Here is a 17,890-nt window from a genome sequence, read left to right on the forward strand (position 1 = left end):
GCCCGGCTACAGCAGCAGTTCCAGGTCCTCTTCGACGAGCTTGGCGGCAGTCTTGCGGATATCGGGCTGGTACTGGCCCGATTCCACGAGAGCCTTGAGATCCTCGACCTTCTGGCGGCGCACCTCGGGCGTCTGCTGGGCGGCGCTCATGGCGCTGCCGAAGAGCTTGGCCTCGCCGGACAGGCTGACGGAGTCGCCCTGTCCGGACGAGGGCCTGGAGCCCTTGTCCTTGCGCGTTGCAGGTTCGGGCCGATCCACCCGCCCGTAGCCCTTGAGGCTGCCGATGAGCCCCGTGATTTCCATTGCCATCGGTGTTCTCCCCTGCCCCGATTCCTCAGAGCATCGTGTCGTCCACCTTTTCGAGGGTGATCTCCCACAGCCGCTTGAACACGGTCTGTTTTTCTGGCCCCGTGACTTCCACGGGCCCCTGGTCCGTCATCCTGAACACTTGCAGGTCAATCGCAGCGGGCGGATATTGGAATTGGAGCTGCTCCCCGAATTCGCTGTCCAGGGCTGTCAGGATGGACTGGACGGTCTGGTTTTCACTCCCGGTGACTACAAGGTTTTCGACGATTTCGCGGGAAACCTGTTCCACGAGCAGCCGCCGCTTGACCTGGCGCGAGACGGTCGCCTCGTCGTCGGCCCCGGGCAGGGAGCGCCGAAATCGCGCCAGGCGGCGCGCGCTCGTGAGCTGGCGAGCGTAGGTCCGGAGCATCCTCTGCGTTTCCAACGGGCGTGCTGCACTCAAAACGGTTCCCTCTCACGATGCTTATCGGTTGGGGCGGCGGGTTTCTTTAGGGTGCGCAAGCAATATTTCCGCCCCGGGGTGCGTTGGCCAAAAGCCTCTGGAGCCAGCCGTCATCCGGCCGCCTGCCCCCCCGCGGGGCGTGAAGTTCCTTGAATTGCGCCCCGCCATGGGCTAGAGAAAAAGGCCCATGACCACGATACCCCGCAACGTCCTGCTCGTCACCAAGGCCGGGCACCCCCAGGCCCCGGCCCTGGCCGGAACCATCGCCGGCTGGCTGCGCGCCAGGGGCGTGGCCGCGCGCGTGGCCGAGCACGGGGCGGGCGGCGGCCCGGGCCTGCCCGTGGACGGCTGCGACCTCGTGCTGGTGCTGGGCGGCGACGGGACGATGATCAGCGTGGCCCGCGAGGTGGCCGGGCGCGCGCCGCTGCTCGGGCTGAACCTCGGGCGCCTGGGGTTTCTCACCGAGCTGCCCGCCGATGGCTGGCAGGAGCCCCTGGCCCGGGTGCTGGAGCAGGGCGTGCGCTGGTGCGAGCGCCTGGGCCTGGCCTGGGAGGTGCGCCGCGCCGGGCAGCCCGTGGCCTCGGGGGCCGTGGTCAACGATCTGGTGGTCAACCGGGGCGCCCTGGCCCGGCTGCTGCACCTGGCCCTGGCCCTGGACGGCGAAGACCTGGGGCGGCTGCGGGCCGACGGGCTGGTGCTGGCCACGCCCACGGGCTCCACGGCCTATTCCATTTCCTCGGGCGGGCCCATCGTCCACCCGGGGCTGGATGTCTTCACCGTGACGCCCATCTGTGCCTTCTTGAGCAATTTCAAACCCATGGTTCTGCCCGGCACGGCGGAGCTGCGCGTGGTCGTCGAGGACGCGGGCACCGAGGCCTTCCTGACCCTGGACGGGCAGGGCGTCGTGGCCCTGGCCGCCGGGGACGAGGTCTTCGTGCGCCGCGCCCCGGCGGGCCTGAAGCTCGTGGACGCCGGGCTGACCACCTACGTCTCGCGCCTGCGGGCCAAGGGCATCATCGAATAGCCGCGCCCGGCCCGGCTCCCGCCAAACCGCAACACCCGGATGGACCCATGACCCTGCGCCGCACCGCCACGATCCTCGGGCTCGTCGCCCTGCTGGCGGCCCTGGCCGCCTGCGCCCCGGCCCCGACCCGGACCTGGACCCGCCTGGGCGACGGCACCGCGCGCAGCGCGGCGCTGGGCCTGTCGCCCGCCTCCCAGGGCCTGGGCTCCTGGACGGAGCTGGCCCCGGCCCTGGAGCGCAGCCTGGGCTACGTGCGCGTTAAGCCGCAGGACGCAGTGGTTGTGCGCCAGGACGAGCTGGCCCTGACCTGGGGCGACCTGGGCCGGACCCTGGAAACCCTGCTGGCCAGCCTGCCCGAGCTGGACGCCGACCCCGGGCTGCTGGCCCGGCGCTTCGTCTGGCTGCGCCTGGGGCCCCAGCCGCTCATGACCGGCTACTACGCCCCGCACCTGGACGCCAGCCCCGTGGCCGACGAGCGCCACATCCATCCGCTCTACGCCCGCCCGCCGGAGCTTCAGGAGGTGGACCTCGGGCAGTTCCACCCGCGCTGGGCCGGGCAGCGCCTGACCTACCGCATCGTGGACGGGCGGGTGGCGCCGCTGCCCGCGCGCGCGGCCATCGACCAGGGCGGGGCCCTGGCCGGGCGCGGCCTGGAGCTGGCCTGGGTCCACGACCCCGTGGACGTGTTCTTCCTGCACATCCAGGGCTCGGGCATCCTGCGCCTGCCCGACGGCAGCGTGCGCCACGTGCTCTACGACGGCAAGAACGGCCACCAGTACGTGAGCCTGGGCAAGGTGCTCATCGAGCGCGGGCTGGCGCCCGCCCAGGGCATGAGCATGAAGGTCATCCGCGAGTACCTCGCGGCGCACCCGGAGCAGGTGCCCGAGCTGCTGGGCACCAACCCGAGCTACGTCTTCTTCCGCCTGGGCGACTCCGGGCCCTACGGGGCCATGGGCAAACTGTTGACGCCGCGCGTGAGCGTGGCTACAGACCCGGGGCTCGTGCCCCTGGGCGCGGTGCTGGCCCTGGAGGCCACGCTGCCGCCCGAGGCCCCCGGCGGCCCGGCCCTGCGCGTGGCCGGGCTGGCCCTGGCCCAGGATACCGGCGGCGCCATCAAGGGCCACCGGCTCGACTACTACTGCGGCGACGGCCCCGAGGTGGAATTCCTGGCCGGGCACATCAAGGACCCGGCCACCGTCCATCTGCTCGTCAGCCGCGAGGTGCTGCCATGACCCCGACTTCCCCTGGCTCCACGCCCTGCGCCGCCTGCGCCCCCGGCCCGGGCCCGGCGGCGGACTTTGCCACGCTCACGGCCTGCGTGCGGGCGCTCATCGACGCCCAGGGCCCGCTGGTGGCCGACTGGCACAGCTTTGAACCGCCCGACGCCGGGCCCGGCGCCGAGCCCGCCCCGGCGGCGGACCTCGCCGTGCTGCGCGCCCTGGCCGCCGGGCAGCATCTGGCCAACTTCCGGCTGTGGCATGTGGAGGACGAGGCCCGGCGCACCGACGTGGGCCCCGAGGTCATCGCCCACTGCAAGCGGCGCATCGACGGCCTGAACCAGCGCCGCAACGACCTCATCGAAAGGGTGGACGCCTGCCTCGTGGCTTTGGTAACACCATTCATCCCCGAGGGAACCCCGGCGCGCCACAACACCGAGACCGTGGGCATGGCCCTGGACCGGCTGTCCATCATCGCCCTGAAGATCTTCCACATGGACGAGCAGGCCCGGCGCGAGGACGCGGACGCAGCCCACCGCGAGGCCTGCGCCCGCAAGCTGGCCGTACTGCACGAGCAGCGCGACGACCTGGCCCGGGCCGTGCTGGAGCTTCTGGACGACTACGCCCGGGGCCTGCGCAGGCCCAAGGTCTATTACCAGTTCAAGATGTACAACGACCCCGCCCTGAACCCCGCCCTGTACGCCCGCCGGGGCGCCTAGGGCGGCAAGGAAGCGCCGCCATGCCCGTCTACGAAGCCGTCATCGGCCTGGAAGTCCACGCCCAGTTGCGCACCGAGTCCAAGCTCTTTTGCGCCTGCTCCACGCGCTTCGGCCAGGAGCCGAACACCAACGTCTGCCCGGTGTGCACCGGCATGCCCGGCACGCTGCCCGTGCTCAACGCCCGGGCCGTGGAGCTGGCCGCCACCATGGCCCTGGCCGTGGGCTGCCGCGTGAACAACCGCAACGTTTTCGCGCGCAAGAACTATTTCTACCCCGACCTGCCCCTGGGCTACCAGATATCGCAGTTCGACCTGCCCCTGGCCGAGGGCGGCGCCGTGACCATCGACGCGGGCGCCGGGCCGAGGACCGTGGGCATCACGCGCATCCACATGGAGAACGACGCGGGCAAGAGCATCCACTCCCAGGCCGACAACGCCTCCTTCGTGGACCTGAACCGCGCGGGCACCCCGCTCATCGAGATCGTCAGCGAGCCGGACATGCGCAGCCCCGAGGAGGCCGAGGCCTACCTGCGCGCCCTGCACGGCATCGTGACCTGGCTGGGCATCTGCGACGGCAACATGGAGGAGGGTTCCTTCCGCTGCGATGCCAACGTCTCCATCCGCCCCGTGGGGCAGCAGGAGCTGGGCACGCGCACGGAGCTCAAGAACATGAACTCCTTTCGCAACGTGCGCCGGGCCATCGCCTACGAGATCGCCCGCCAGGAAGACCTGCTGGCCGACGGCGGGGCCGTGGTGCAGCAGACGCGGCTGTTCGACGCCGACAAGGGCGTGACCCACGCCATGCGCGGCAAGGAGGAGGCCCACGACTACCGCTATTATCCCGACCCGGACCTGTTGCCGGTGGAGATTCCCCAGGCCATGATCGACGCCCTGGGCGCGGCCCTGCCCGAGCTGCCCGCCGCGCGGCGGGCGCGCTTCGAGACCGCCCTGGGCCTGCCCGCCGAGGCCGCCGCCGCGCTGACCGCCGAGCGCGCCCTGTCGGACTATTTCGAGGCCGCCGTGGCGGCCTACGCCGAGCCGCGCAAGGTCGCCAACTGGATGCTCTCCGAGATGCTGCGCCGCCTGAACGACACCGGGGCCACCGTGGCCGACTGCGCCCTGGCTCCCGAGGGCTTCGCGGCCATCGTGCGCATGGTGGAGCAGGGCGCCGTGAGCCAGAAGAGCGGGCGCGACATGTTCGCGGCGCTGTTCAGCGCGGGCGGCGACCCCGAGGCCTACGCCCGCGAGCACGGCCTGGCCCAGGTGTCGGACAGCGGGGCCCTGGAGGCCGCCGTGGACGCCGTGCTGGCCGCCAACCCGGCGGAGGTCGAGGCCTACCGCGCGGGCAAGACCAAGCTGATGGGCTTTTTCGTGGGCCAGATCATGCGCGCCACCAAGGGCCAGGCCAACGCCAAGCTGCTGAACGAGATTCTGGCCGCCCGCCTGGGCTGACCCCAACCGCACCGAGGTTCCCGTGGATTGGCATATCCGCTTCGACGACGCCCAGGGCCGCCTGGAACTGCTGGACCAGCGCTTTCTCCCCGTGCGTGAGGACTGGTTCTACTGCACGGACACGGCCAGCACCATCTACGCCCTGCAAACCATGGTCGTGCGCGGGGCCCCGGCCATCGGCGTGACGGCGGCCTACGGCTGCTGGCTGGCGGCGCGCGAGGCCGGGGCCACGGCGGGCCCGGCGGAAGAGGACTGGCGCCCGTGCCTGGACGCCCTGCTGACGGACCTGGAAAACGCCCGGCCCACGGCGGTGAACCTGGCCTGGGCCGTGCGGCGCATGCGCGCGGCCTGGGGCCCGGAGCAGGGCCTGGACGCCCTGTGCGCCTCCTGGCTGGCCCTGGCCAAGGAAATTCACGACGAGGACAAGCGCTTCTGCCGCCGCCTGGGCGCCGTGGGCGCCGCGGTCATCGACGACGGCGACACGGTGATGACCCACTGCAACGCGGGCGCCCTGGCCACGGCGGACTACGGCACGGCCCTGGGCGTCATCCGCGGCGCGTGGGACGCGGGCAAGCGCAACATCCGCGTCATCGCCAACGAGACGCGGCCCTTCCTCCAGGGCGCGCGGCTCACGGCCTGGGAGCTGGCCAAGGACGGCATCCCCGTCAAGGTCGCCTGCGACAACGCCTGCGCCCTGCTGATGAAAAAGGGCCTGGTCCAGAAGGTCGTGGTCGGCGCGGACCGCATCGCGGCCAACGGCGACGCGGCCAACAAGATCGGCACCCTGGGCGTGGCCATCCTGGCGCAGCATTTCGGCGTGCCGTTCTACGTGGCGGCCCCGCTGTCCACCATCGACCCCGCCACCCCCGACGGCGACGCCATCCCCATCGAGGACCGCACCCCGCGCGAAGTGACCCACGTAGGCGCCACGCAGATCGTGCCCGACGGGGTGGAGGTCTACAACATGGCCTTCGACCCGACCCCGGCGGCGCTCATCGCGGGCATCATCACCGAGGTGGGGATTTTGCGGCCGCCGTACGGGGAGAGCATCCTCAAGGCATTTGGCGCTGAATAGTTTGTACTATTGCGTGACACGAGGGGCGTAGTGGCGTATAGTTTTTTAAATTTTTAAGGCCCAGTACGGGGAGGGCGCTATGGCTAAAAAGAAAAAGCTTACTGTTGCCGTGGCCAATGTTACGCTTGAACCACCTCATAGTCCTGAACGCTATTTCCAATTGATTGAAGCTGTGATTTCGAAAGAAAAACCTATTGCAGGTAAAATAGGTGGTGATTCGCGGTTGATGCTTGATTATTACGCTTCACATGATGCTGTGGTTTCAGGTGCTTTTGCTAGGTTTACTTATATTGATCCCGGTTCTCCTTGGTGGGATTCGCGCAATCGAAAAGCAATTTTGAATGAAAAAGGACAGCCTGTTCCTCAAGTGAGGGAAGGCATTGGCCCTAACTTGAAACAGGTCAACTTTATATTTATGTTAGACGGGCATAGAGTTGTGTTTGATGTTCGAAATATCTCGCCCGGTGGATTCTTGAAGGGTTTGATGGGGATATTTAGCGATCCATTTATTGCCAATGAGTTCGGTCCTGTTAATGTAACAATAGAGCCAGAGCATGATGCGATAGATAAAATCCTTGCTGTTCCGAATAAAAGGAAGATTTACATTAAGTTTTCGATGCCCAATGGGGACGTGCCTTCGCTCTTGGAGGAAGATATATTGAGACGATATAGAGAAATGGATTTGGGTTCGACTGAACAAACGTATACGGCGCTGTCTGGAATGGATTTAAAAGTGGATAAAGAGATTGATGCAAAAATGAAAATAGCAAGTCAAAACGGATTTGCTACTGTGTCTGGGAGGGATGAGAGCCATAAGCGCGTTGTTATGTCGACGAAAGATTATCCTCTGAAAGCGTCCAAATATGTCGATGTCGGTACCTATTGGAACGCTTTTGGTGAGTTGGCGAATTCGCTTGTGTCTAGACTGAAGGGTGGTCGTCCTGGAGATGGGAAATAATAAAAAATTGGACCAGTGGGAGTCTTTAAAAACAGAAGTTAAGAGCTATTGGAGCGCCTATGGCGGGGTTAAAGACTTTGTTGAGTCTCCATACTTGGTTCTATCCGTGCTATTTGCGCTGCTTGTTTGTTTTTTTAGGTCGAATGAATGGGTATGGTACAACCAAGCACTTTCTGTTTTGCCCGATCTAATAGGGTTTTCGCTCGGTGGTTACGCAGTCATGTTGGCTTTTGGTGATAGACGTTTCCAAGACGCCGTCCGAGGGAAATGTTCTGACGGGACTTCTTCTCCCTATCTGCGGATTAGTGCGACAATGGCGCATTTTGTTTTAGTTCAAATAATTACCCTTTTATTTTCTGTCTGCTGCTCTTCCGCTAACTTAGCGAATCCAGTGTTGAATTTTTTGGGAACACTGATGTTTATTTATTCTATTTTGCTTGGTATATCCGCTACTCTTTCAATCTTTTTTATGTCTCGGATGTATGATAACCTCCCGAAAAAATAAAATACATGATCTGATCTTGTATGTTTCTGTTTGATTTAGTTTAAGAAACAGAGTATGCTTCCCGACCGCCCCAAGTGTAATTCACTTGGGGCGGCCTTTCCTTCCTGTTCCACTCCCTGCAAATCTGCGCTATACGGACACTCATGCTCGCAACCATCGCTCTCATCGGACGGCCCAACGTCGGCAAGTCCACGCTGTTCAACCGCCTTTTGCGCCGCAACAAGGCCATCACCCACGACATGCCCGGGGTCACGCGCGACCGTATCCATGGCGTGGTGCGGCCCCAGGAGGGGCGGCCCTTCACCCTGGTGGACACCGGGGGGCTCGTGCCTGAGTCCAACGTGGACATCGAGCGGGCCATCGAGGAGCAGGCCGCCGAGGCCCTGGCCGAGGCCCAGGCCGTGCTTTTCGTGGTGGACGCCCGTGAGGGCGTGACCCCCGTGGACGCCCAGGTGGCGCGCGACCTGCGCCAGAGCGGGCGGCCCGTGCTGCTGGTGGCCAATAAGGTCGATGGCCGCGAGCAGGAGAGCGTGGCCGCCGAGTTCCACTCCCTGGGCCTGGAGATGGTCTGCGTCAGCGCCGAGCACGGCCACGGCGTGCCCGGGCTGTTGGAGCGCCTGGAGCGCTTCCTGGACGAGCACGGCATCGCCTCCGTCGAGCCCGAGGTGGACCCCGAGGCCCGGGGCCTGCGCGTCGCCATGCTCGGGCGGCCCAACGCGGGCAAGTCGTCCATCATCAACGCCATCCTGGGCGAGCGGCGGCTCATCGTCTCCTCCGAAGCGGGCACCACCCGCGACAGCGTGGACGTGACCTTCGAGCGCGGCGGGCGTACCTACACCTTCGTGGACACCGCCGGGGTCCGGCGCCGCACGCGTATCGAGGACGAACTGGAACGCTTCTCGGTGCTCAAGAGTCTCAAAAGCAGCGCCAAGGCCGAGGTGGCCGTGCTGGTGGTGGACGGGCTGGAAGCCCTCTCGCACCAGGACAAGCGGCTTATCGAATTCCTGGACCGCGAGAAGACGCCCTTCATCGTGGCCGTGAACAAGACCGACCTGCTGCCCAAGGACGCCATGGCCGCCCTGCGCGAGCACTACGCCAAGGAGCTGTCCATGGTCGGGCACGTGCCCATCGTCTACACCAGCGCCCTGACCCGCGCGGGCCTGGGCGGGCTGCTGCCCCTGGCCGAGAAGATCTGGGCCGAATGCTCCCTGCGCGTGGGCACCGGCGAGCTGAACCGCATCATGCAGGAAGCCATCGACCGCCATCAGCCGCCGCTCATCAAGCGCCGCCGGGCCAAGTTCTACTACCTGACCCAGGCCGGGACCCTGCCGCCGACCTTCGTGTTCTTCGTCAACGACCCCGAGCTGGTCAAGGAGTCGTACCAGCGCTACCTGGAAAAGCAGCTGCGCAAGCTCGTGGGCCTGACCATGGCGCCCATGGCCGTGCATTTCCGCGCCAGCCACGACAAGAAGCCCGCCCCGACGACCAAGCCCCGGCGCCCGGCCCCCGAGCCCCGGCGCCCGGCCAAGCCGCGCCAGAAGTCCACCAAGCTCGGCCCCGCGCCCAAGGCCGAGGCCCCGGCGGAGCAGGGCGCCCCGGCGCCCACCCCCAAGGGCAAAGGCAAGCCCGAGGCCCCCAAGGGCAAGGCGGGAGCCCCCAAGGGCAAGGCTGAAGCTCCCAAGGGCAAGGGCAAGGGCGAGGCCCCCAAGGGCAGGGGCAAGGGCGACGCCCCCCGGCCCGCCAAGCCCAAGGGCCGCGCCCCGGCCAAGGGCATCGCCCGCAAGCCCGGCGGCGGCAAATCCGGCGCGCGCAAGGCCGGAGCGGGCAAGGGCGGCGCCAAAGGCGGGCGCGGGTAGGGCGCTCGCGCCCGGGGCGCGTGCGCCCTTCGAGGGCCTGGGCAAGCCCGAGGCCCTGCGCTTCGACCTCGCGGGCTGCTGGTCGCGGCGCATCGACCACGAACACCGGCTGGTGTACACATTCGACGGCGCGGCGGACACCCTGGTCGTGCTGCAATGCCGCTATCATTACTGATTCGCCCCGCGCCCCGGCCCCCTGGCCGGTGCCCGGCGCGCGGGCGCAAGGTGCCCCGGTAGAGGGTCACGCCCACATCGCCAGTGGCGTCCGGTGTCCCGCGCGCGGTGCCCGGCGCCCCCCGGGCCGGTGGATTGGCGCGGCTGCGAGCCGGGGCCCGGCGCGCGGGCGCCCGTCGTCGCCTTGGCGCCTTGACCTCGCCCGGGGTTTTTCTTACCTTCGCCTGTCACACCGCGCCCGCGCGGCGCCCGTGTCGCGCCCGCGCCGCGCTCTGTCCGGGGCGGGCCCGGGCCGCCTTGGCGCTCAACCTTTTGCACCCCCGAGGGAGTCTCACCATGGTCCAGAAAGCCGAAAGCATCTGGTTCGACGGCAAGCTCGTGCCGTGGGACCAGGCCCAGGTCCACGTCCTGACCCACACCCTGCACTACGGGTGCGGCGTGTTCGAGGGCATCCGCGCCTACAGGCTCACCGGGGGCGGCTCCGCCGTCTACCGCCTGAAGGAGCACATCCACCGCCATTTCAATTCGGCGAAGATCATGGAGATGAAGATTCCCTTCACCGAGGCGGAAATCTGCGACGCGGTCATCGCCACCCTCAAGGCCAACAAGCTGGCCGAGGGCTACATCCGGCCCCTGTCCTTCATCGGCGCGGGCGCCATGGGCGTGTTCCCCGGCGACAACCCCATCCAGACCATCATCGCCACCTGGCCCTGGGGCGCCTACCTGGGCGACGAAGCCCTGGAGAAGGGCATCCGCGTGAAGACCTCGACCTTCACCCGCCACCACGTCAACGTGATGATGACCAAGGCCAAGACCGTGGGCAACTACTGCAATTCCATCCTCGCCAAGCGCGAGGCCCTGGCCGACGGCTACCACGAGGCATTGATGCTCGACACCGAGGGCTATGTGTCCGAGGCCTCGGGCGAGAACATCTTCATCGTGCGCGGCGGGCGGATCAAGACCACGCCGCTGACCTCGATCCTCGACGGGCTGACCCGCAACACCCTCATCGCCCTGGCCCGCGACCTGGGCTACGAGGTGATCGAGGAGCGCTTCACCCGCGACGAGCTCTACAGCGCCGACGAGGCCTTCTTCTGCGGCACCGCCGCCGAGGTCACGCCCATCCGCGAGGTGGACCGCAGGACCATCGGCGAGGGCAAGGCCGGCGCCGTGGCCAAGCACATCCAGCGCGAGTACTTCAAGATCGTCAAGGGCGAGAACCCCAAGTACGACGCCTGGCTCGACAAGTACGACATCTAGACCCGCATCCGCCCCGCGCCTTGCCCCGCCCGGGCCCGGCGCGGGGCAAGGCGCCCCATGAGCCAGACCCACCTGACCCACAAGTACCGCCCCCAGCGCTTTTCCGAAGTCGCCGGGCAAGCGGTCATCAAGTCCATCCTCTCGCGCGCGGCGGCCACGGGCGCCGTGGCCCCGGCTTATCTGTTCAGCGGCACGCGCGGCGTGGGCAAGACGACCATCGCGCGCATCTTCGCCAAGGCGCTCAACTGCGAGCGCGGCCCCGCCGCCGAGCCCTGCAACCAGTGCGCCCATTGCCGCCAGATCCAGGCCGGTGCCGCCGTGGACGTGATGGAGATCGACGGCGCCTCGCACACCGGCGTGGACAACGTGCGCTCCCTCAAGGAGGACGTGGGCTTCGCGCCCATCGACTGCCGCTACAAGGTCTTCATCATCGACGAGGCGCACATGCTCTCCAAGGGCGCCTTCAACGCCCTGCTCAAGACCCTGGAAGAGCCCCCGGCCCACGCCACCTTCATCATGGCCACGACGGAGCCGCACAAGTTTCCGGCCACCATCATCAGCCGCTGCCAGCACTACACCTTCCAGCGCCTGGGACAGAAGGAAATCGAAGCGCACCTGACCTTCCTGCTGGACGCCGAGCATCTGGCCTTCGACGCCGACGCCGTGGCCCTGCTGGCCCGGCGCGGGGCGGGCAGCGTGCGCGACGCCATGTCGCTGCTGGGGCAGGTGCTGGCCCTGGGCGGAGAAAAGCTGACCAGCGCCGACGTGCGCCAGGTCCTGGGCCTGGCCGGGCGCGAGATCATGTTCCGCCTGCTGGCGGCCATCCACGGGCGCGACTGCCTGGGGGTGTCCACCATCCTGCGCGAGATCCTTGACCAGGGGCTGGACCTGGGCTTCTTCCTGCGCGAGCTGACCGAGTGCTGGCGCACGCTGTTCCTGCTGGGGCAGTCGGGCGAGGCGGCCCTGGGGGTGCTGGATATTTCCGCCGACGAGGCCCCGCAGTGGCTGGAATGGACCCGGCGCTTCGACCCCGCCCACGTCCACGCCTGCTGGCAGTTGACCCTGGAGGGCCAGCAGCGGGTCAAGGGCAGCCTGGAGCCCGCCCTGGCCCTGGAGCTGCTGCTGCTCAACCTGGCCTGCCTGCCCCGGCTGTTGCCCCTGGGCGATGTCGCCCGCACCGGCGCGGCCCCGGCGGCGCCGCCCGCGCCCGGAGCCCCGGCAGGGCAGGGCGGCCCGGCGCCCCAGGCCCCGCCCCGGCCCGCAGGCGCGCCGCGCGCCGCCGCCCGGGGCCGCGAGGCCGGGGGCGCGGCGTCCGCCGCCAGCGCCCCGGAAGACGCCGAGGCCGACGACGCGGACCCTGACGCCGCCCCCGCTGCTGCGGCCCCCGCCCCGGCCCGTGCCCCGGCCCGTGCCCCGCAGGACGTTCCCGTCGCCTCCGCCACCCCGGAGCTTGGCCCGGAGCCTGGCCCGGAGCCCGAGCCGGAGCCCGGGCCTGCCCCGGACTCCGACCCGGAGCCGGACCCCGACGCCTGGCGCGCCGAGGTGGCCGGGCCCGCTTCGGCGTTTGCCGACCCGCAGCCTCCGGCGCCCGAAGAGCCCCACGACCCGGCGCCGCCGCGCGCCGCGCGCCGCGCGGCCCCGCCCACGGTGGCTGGCCACGGCGTGCCCCTGCCCGGGGGCCCGCGCACCTGGGAAGGCTTCAAGGAGTTCGCCCGCGCCGTGCAGGAGGCCACGGGCCGGGGCATCAACGGCCTGATGCAGGCCGGGGCGCGCTTCGAGGAGGGCACCCTGACCCTGGAGTGCCAGAACCAGATGCACTGCACCCAGATCCGCCGCGGCGAGGCTTTCGCGGCCCTGACGGCCCTGGTGGGCGAATATTTCGGTCCGGACACGGCCATCGGCTTCCATGTGCCCGAGCGCCAGCAGGCGACGCACAAGGAGCTGGAGGCCCGGGCCCGGGCCCATCCCCTGGTCCAGTCCGTGATGCAGGCCTTCGACGCCGGATTCGTGGACGCCCGCCCGGCGGATGAGGGCAATGGCTGACGGATTCCCTTCCCCGACACGAAAAGCACCGGAGACAAGCCCATGCGTGGCATGAACGATTTGATGCGCCAGGCGCAGATGATGCAGAAGAAGATGGAGAAGCTCCAGGCGGAGCTCAAGGACCGCGAGGTGGAGGCCGCCGCCGGGGGTGGCATGGTCAGCGTCAGGGCCACCTGCGCGGGCGAGATCAAGGCCATCCGCATCGACCCGGCCTGTGTGGACCCGCAGGACGTGGAAATGCTTCAGGACCTGGTGCTGGCCGCCGTCAACGAGGCCGTGAAGAAGGGCAAGGAGACCGCCGAGACCGAGATGAAGGCCATCACCGGCGGCGTCAACATCCCCGGCCTGTTCTAGGAGCCCTGCGTGCAGCAACTTCCCGAGCCGCTCCGGGCGGTGGTGGACCAGCTCTCGCGGCTGCCCGGCCTGGGCCCCAAGTCGGCCCTGCGGGCGGCCCTGGAGCTGCTCAAATGGCCCCTGCCCAAGGCCCAGGCCCTGGGCCAGAGCATCCTGGAACTGCGCGAGCGGCTGTTCTTCTGCGAGCGCTGCGCCAGCCTGTCGGACTGCAACCCCTGCTGCATCTGCTCCGACCCGGCCCGCGACGGTTCGCAGCTCATGGTCGTGGCCGAGTGGGACAGCCTGCTGGCCATCGAGGACGGCGGGTTCTACAAGGGCCGCTACCTCGTGCTGGGCGGCCTGCTGGCTCCGCTGGAGAACGTCACCTCCCAGAACCTGGAGGTGCCCCGGCTGCGGGCGCGGCTGGCCGAGGGCCGGGTGGCGGAGGTCATCCTGGCCCTGGGCACGACCCTGGAGGCCGAGACCACCGCCAGCTTCATCAAGGATCTCGTGGCCCGCGCGCACCCCGGGATGCGCGTCAGCCGCCTGGCCCAGGGCATCCCCCTGGGCGCCGAGGTCAAGTTCGTGGACCGCGAGACCCTGCGCCAGTCGCTGCGGTTCCGCCAGGACCTCTGAGCGCCGTGCGTCCGGCGCATCGCACCAAGGCGGGGCCATGCCCGAAACCCTGAAGGCCGAAGTCAAAAGCGTGGTCTACCACAACCCGGCCAACGGCTATACCGTGGCCCGGGTCCGCGCGCGGGGCGAGGTGGGCGACGTGACCGTGGTCGGCACCATGGCCCAGGTGCGCCCCGGCGAGATGCTTGACCTCACCGGCCAGTGGGTGGAGCACCCCAAGTTCGGGCGCCAGTTCGAAGTCCATGTGGCCCAGCAGGCCATGCCCGCCACCATCAACGGCATCCGCCGCTACCTCGCCTCGGGCAACGTGCGCGGCATCGGCCCCGTGCTGGCCGCGCGGCTGGTGGACCACTTCGGCGCCGCCGTGCTCGACGTGCTCGACCAGGAACCCGAACGGCTGCTGGAGGTCGAGGGCCTGGGCCGCAAGAAGCTCGCGGCCATCCGCGAGTCGTGGGCCGGGCAGCACGAGGTGCGCAACCTGATGATCTTTTTGCAGTCGCATCAGGTGTCGCCCACCCACGCGGCGCGCATCTGGCAGCGCTACGGCAGCGGGGCTGAGGCCAAGCTGCGCGAGAACCCCTACGAGCTGGCCTACGAGATTCGCGGCGTGGGCTTTCGCACCGCCGACGGCATGGCCCTGCGCCTGGGTTTTTCGCCCGATGCGCCCCAGCGCGTGGAGGCCGGGGTGATTTATGCCCTGTTCGCCGCCAGCGAGAAGGGCCACCTGTTCCTGCCCGAGGACGAGCTGGTGCGCCATGTGCTGGAGCTGCTGGCGGGCTGGGAGCGCGTGCTGGCCGGGCCGGGTGCTGGCGGGCCCGAGGGCTCGCCGGACCCTGCCGACCCCGACGGCCCGCCGCCCTGGGCCGGGGTGGACTACGACGCCGACCCGCAGTACGCCGACGCGGAAGGCGGCCCGGGCCCGGACCATGTGCGCGCCGCCGTGGCTGCCCTGGAGCACCGCAAGCGCGTGGTGGTGGAGGACCTTTCGGCCCAGGGCGTGCCGCGCGCGGTGTTCCTCATGCATTTCTACCGCCACGAGACCGAGACGGCCAAGCGCCTGTACCACCTGATCGAGCACCCCACGCCCATGGACCTGGCGGCCATCCGCAGGGTCATACCCGGCATCGAGGCCGCGGCGCAGGTGGAGTTGTCCGCCGAGCAGCGCCAGGCCGTGCTGGCCGGGTGCGAGAACAAGGTCTTCGTCATTACCGGCGGGCCGGGCACGGGCAAGACGACCATCACCCGCACCCTGGTCAACGTGCTGGCGGCGCTGAAGTTCAAGGTCAAGCTGGCCGCGCCCACGGGCCGGGCCGCCAAGCGCCTGGCCGAGGCCACCGGCCACACGGCCTCCACCTTGCACCGGCTGCTGCAATACTCCCCCGAGGGCGGCTTCCAGCTGGGGGAGGACAACAAGATCGAGGCCGCCGCCGTGGTGGTGGACGAGGCCTCCATGCTCGACGAGGCGCTGTTCCTGGCGCTGCTGCGGGCCCTGCCCCTGACCTGCCGCCTGGTGCTCATCGGCGACGTGAACCAGCTGCCTTCCGTGGGCCCGGGCAATATCCTGGGCGATATCCTGGCCAGCCAGGCCGTGCCCCACGCCGTGCTCACGCGCATCTTCCGCCAGGCCCGCGAGAGCCTTATCGTCACCAACGCCCACCGCATCAACGCGGGCCAGCTGCCCGAGAACAACGAGCCCCCGGGCCCGGCGGACGACTTCTTCTGGGTCCGCCGTTCGGACCCCGGCGACATCCGCGACTACATCCTGCATCTGGCCACCGAGCGCATCCCCAAGGCCTACGGGCTGGACCCGCGCCGCGACATCCAGGTGCTCACGCCCATCCACAAGGGTCCCCTGGGCACCCAGGCCCTGAACCGCCTGCTCCAGGAACGACTGAACCCCGTGGGCCGCGAGCTGCGGCGCGGCGAGACCGTCTTCCGCCAGGGCGACCGCGTGCTCCAGCTGCGCAACGACTACGACAAGGACGTGTTCAACGGCGACCTGGGCTGGATCGCGGCGGTGGACCCCGCCGAGGGCGAGCTGGTGGTGGAGTTCGACGGCCGCGAGGTGCCCTACGAGGCCCACGAGCTGGACGAGCTGGCCCCGGCCTACGCCGTGTCGGTGCACAAGTCCCAGGGCAGCGAGTACCCGGCGGTGATTATGCCCGTGGTGCCGCAGCACTACATCATGCTCGAACGCAACCTGATCTATACGGGCCTGACCCGCGCCCGGCGGCTGGCCGTGCTCATCGGCCCCGCGCGGGCCATGTCCATCGGCCTGGCCCGGGCCACCAGCCGCAAGCGCAACACCCACCTGCAATACCGCCTCCAGGCGGCCTTCAACCACTAGCCCTTCGCGCCTGGCGCATCGCGGCGTCTTGGCATCGGCCCGGGGTTGGGGTATGACCCGGGCCACGCCACAAGGACGCGCACCCAGAGAGGACCCCGACCATGCAGCTTTCCGCCTACAAGCAGAAGATCCGCGAGACGTTCGACGCCCTGGCCCCCGAGCGGCGCATGTGGCGGGCGAAAAACGCCGCCTACTACGACGCCCAGGCCGCCTACCTGCGCTTCGTCGTGCCCCCGGGGCGGCGCGTGCTGGAGCTGGGCTGCGGCACGGGCGAGCTGCTGGCGGCCCTGGAGCCGTCCCTGGGCGTGGGCGTGGACCTCTCGCCGCGCATGACGGAGTTGGCCGCCGAAGCCTTTCCGGGGCTGACCTTCCTCACCGGCGACGCCGAGAACCTTGCGGCCTGCGGGGTGGAGGGCACCTTCGACTTCATCGTGGTCTCCGACCTGGTGGGCCACCTGGAGGACGTGCAGGCCTGCTTCGAGAACCTGCGCCCCTTTTGCACCCCCGAAACGCGCGTCATCGTCGGCTACTACAATTTCCTGTGGGAGCCGCTGCTGGAGCTGGCCGAGCGCGTGGGCGCCAAGATGCCCCAGCGCATGGGCAACTGGCTCTCGCCCCTGGACATCAAGAACCTGCTGTACCTGGCGGACTTCGAGACCGTGAAGACCGACCGCAAGCTGCTGTTGCCCAGGCGCGTGCCGCTGCTTTCGCCCCTGGCCGAGGCCCTGGGCAGCCTGCCGCTGGTCAACCGCCTGTGCCTGTCCGACTGGGTGGTGGCCCGCATGCGCGAGCGCGCCGAGGTGGACGACGACCTGAGCGTGACGGTGCTCATCCCCTGCCGCAACGAGCGCGGCAATATCGAGCCCGCCGTGCGCCGCACCCCCGAGCTGGGCAGCCACACCGAGATCATTTTCGTGGACGGCCACTCCCAGGACGGCACCCCCGAGGAGATCCGCCGGGTCATGGCCGCCAACCCCGACAAGGACATCAAGTTCCTGGTCCAGGACGGCAAGGGCAAGGGCGACGCCGTGCGCAAGGGCTTCGCCGCCGCCAGCGGCGACGTGCTGATGATCCTGGACGCCGACCTGACCATGCCTCCCGAAGACCTGCCCAAGTTCTACCGGGCCATCGCCTCGGGCAAGGGCGAGTTCATCAACGGCACGCGGTTGGTCTACCCCATGCAGGACGAGGCCATGCGCTTCTTGAACCTGCTGGGCAACAAGTTCTTCAGCCTGGCCTTCTCCTGGCTGCTCAACCAGCGCCTCAAGGACACCCTGTGCGGCACCAAGGTGCTCTCGCGCAAGGACTACGAGCGGCTGGTGGCCGGGCGGGCCTATTTCGGCGACTTCGACCCCTTCGGCGACTTCGACCTGCTCTTCGGGGCCTCCAAGCTGAACCTGAAGATCGTCGAGGTGCCCATCCGCTACCGGGCCCGCGAATACGGCGAAACCCAGATCAGCCGCTTCCGCCACGGGTTGCTCCTGCTGCGCATGTGCTGGTTCGCCATGCGCAAGCTCAAGTTCGTCTAGGCCCGCGCGGGGCGG

At 68.6% G+C, this 17,890-nt stretch carries 16 protein-coding genes and 1 pseudogene; 15 read left to right on the plus strand and 2 right to left on the minus strand.

Annotation, left to right across the window (positions count from 1 at the left end; genetic code table 11):
• Window positions 1–6: 6 nt before the first annotated feature.
• Both flgM and G495_RS0104870 read right to left on the minus strand, forming a co-directional pair.
• Window positions 7–309 (minus strand): flagellar biosynthesis anti-sigma factor FlgM, encoded by a 303-nt coding sequence (gene flgM / locus G495_RS0104865; protein WP_084457854.1) that lies wholly within the window; start codon window positions 307–309, stop codon window positions 7–9.
• A 25-nt stretch (window positions 310–334) separates the two neighbouring features.
• Window positions 335–730: a DVU0524 family FlgM-associated protein gene (locus tag G495_RS0104870; RefSeq protein ID WP_245588368.1), complete on the minus strand. Its 396-nt coding sequence runs from the start codon at window positions 728–730 to the stop codon at window positions 335–337.
• Between the two features lie 205 nt (window positions 731–935).
• Between G495_RS0104870 and G495_RS0104875 the strand changes: the two genes are divergently transcribed.
• The 15 genes and pseudogenes from G495_RS0104875 to G495_RS0104930 all read left to right on the plus strand — a co-directional run bounded on the left by G495_RS0104875 (window position 936) and on the right by G495_RS0104930 (window position 17,875).
• Entirely contained in the window at window positions 936–1,772 is an 837-nt protein-coding gene (locus G495_RS0104875) for an NAD(+)/NADH kinase (RefSeq protein WP_028586880.1), read from the plus strand.
• 47 nt (window positions 1,773–1,819) lie between these two features.
• Window positions 1,820–3,004, plus strand: a complete 1,185-nt coding sequence (gene mltA, locus G495_RS0104880) for a murein transglycosylase A (RefSeq protein ID WP_028586881.1) — start codon at window positions 1,820–1,822, stop codon at window positions 3,002–3,004.
• Window positions 3,001–3,708 (plus strand): DUF4254 domain-containing protein, encoded by a 708-nt coding sequence (locus G495_RS0104885; RefSeq protein ID WP_084457855.1) that lies wholly within the window; start codon window positions 3,001–3,003, stop codon window positions 3,706–3,708. The genes mltA and G495_RS0104885 overlap by 4 nt, the downstream gene beginning before the upstream one ends.
• Window positions 3,709–3,728: 20 nt before the next feature.
• Window positions 3,729–5,159 (plus strand): Asp-tRNA(Asn)/Glu-tRNA(Gln) amidotransferase subunit GatB, encoded by a 1,431-nt coding sequence (gene gatB, locus G495_RS0104890; protein WP_028586883.1) that lies wholly within the window; start codon window positions 3,729–3,731, stop codon window positions 5,157–5,159.
• Between the two features lie 22 nt (window positions 5,160–5,181).
• Window positions 5,182–6,234, plus strand: coding sequence for an S-methyl-5-thioribose-1-phosphate isomerase (mtnA, locus tag G495_RS0104895; RefSeq protein ID WP_028586884.1), 1,053 nt, complete (start codon window positions 5,182–5,184; stop codon window positions 6,232–6,234).
• Between the two features lie 79 nt (window positions 6,235–6,313).
• Entirely contained in the window at window positions 6,314–7,192 is an 879-nt protein-coding gene (locus G495_RS20915) for a DUF4747 family protein (RefSeq protein WP_084457856.1), read from the plus strand.
• Window positions 7,167–7,697 carry a hypothetical protein gene (locus tag G495_RS21615; protein WP_156939580.1) on the plus strand — a complete coding sequence of 177 codons (531 nt, stop codon included), beginning with the start codon at window positions 7,167–7,169 and terminating at the stop codon, window positions 7,695–7,697. The genes G495_RS20915 and G495_RS21615 overlap by 26 nt, the downstream gene beginning before the upstream one ends.
• 143 nt (window positions 7,698–7,840) lie before the next feature.
• Entirely contained in the window at window positions 7,841–9,553 is a 1,713-nt protein-coding gene (gene der / locus G495_RS17710) for a ribosome biogenesis GTPase Der (protein WP_084457857.1), read from the plus strand.
• Between the two features lie 28 nt (window positions 9,554–9,581).
• Window positions 9,582–9,728, plus strand: a pseudogene (locus G495_RS22935) (Txe/YoeB family addiction module toxin); the annotation flags it as partial.
• Between the two features lie 335 nt (window positions 9,729–10,063).
• Window positions 10,064–10,987 carry a branched-chain amino acid transaminase gene (locus G495_RS0104905; RefSeq protein WP_028586885.1) on the plus strand — a complete coding sequence of 308 codons (924 nt, stop codon included), beginning with the start codon at window positions 10,064–10,066 and terminating at the stop codon, window positions 10,985–10,987.
• A 57-nt stretch (window positions 10,988–11,044) separates the two neighbouring features.
• Window positions 11,045–13,030: a DNA polymerase III subunit gamma/tau gene (gene dnaX / locus G495_RS0104910; RefSeq protein WP_028586886.1), complete on the plus strand. Its 1,986-nt coding sequence runs from the start codon at window positions 11,045–11,047 to the stop codon at window positions 13,028–13,030.
• Between the two features lie 42 nt (window positions 13,031–13,072).
• A complete protein-coding gene (locus G495_RS0104915; protein ID WP_028586887.1) occupies window positions 13,073–13,384 on the plus strand; it encodes a YbaB/EbfC family nucleoid-associated protein in 312 nt (103 codons plus the stop codon).
• A 9-nt stretch (window positions 13,385–13,393) separates the two neighbouring features.
• Window positions 13,394–13,999, plus strand: coding sequence for a recombination mediator RecR (recR, locus tag G495_RS0104920; RefSeq protein ID WP_028586888.1), 606 nt, complete (start codon window positions 13,394–13,396; stop codon window positions 13,997–13,999).
• Between the two features lie 37 nt (window positions 14,000–14,036).
• Window positions 14,037–16,346: an SF1B family DNA helicase RecD2 gene (gene recD2, locus G495_RS22385; protein WP_028586889.1), complete on the plus strand. Its 2,310-nt coding sequence runs from the start codon at window positions 14,037–14,039 to the stop codon at window positions 16,344–16,346.
• Window positions 16,347–16,447: 101 nt separating this feature from the next.
• A complete protein-coding gene (locus tag G495_RS0104930; RefSeq protein WP_028586890.1) occupies window positions 16,448–17,875 on the plus strand; it encodes a bifunctional class I SAM-dependent methyltransferase/glycosyltransferase family 2 protein in 1,428 nt (475 codons plus the stop codon).
• Window positions 17,876–17,890 lie beyond the last annotated feature (15 nt).

This window comes from Desulfocurvus vexinensis DSM 17965 (genome assembly GCF_000519125.1).
Classification (GTDB): Bacteria; Desulfobacterota; Desulfovibrionia; order Desulfovibrionales; family Desulfovibrionaceae; genus Desulfocurvus; species Desulfocurvus vexinensis.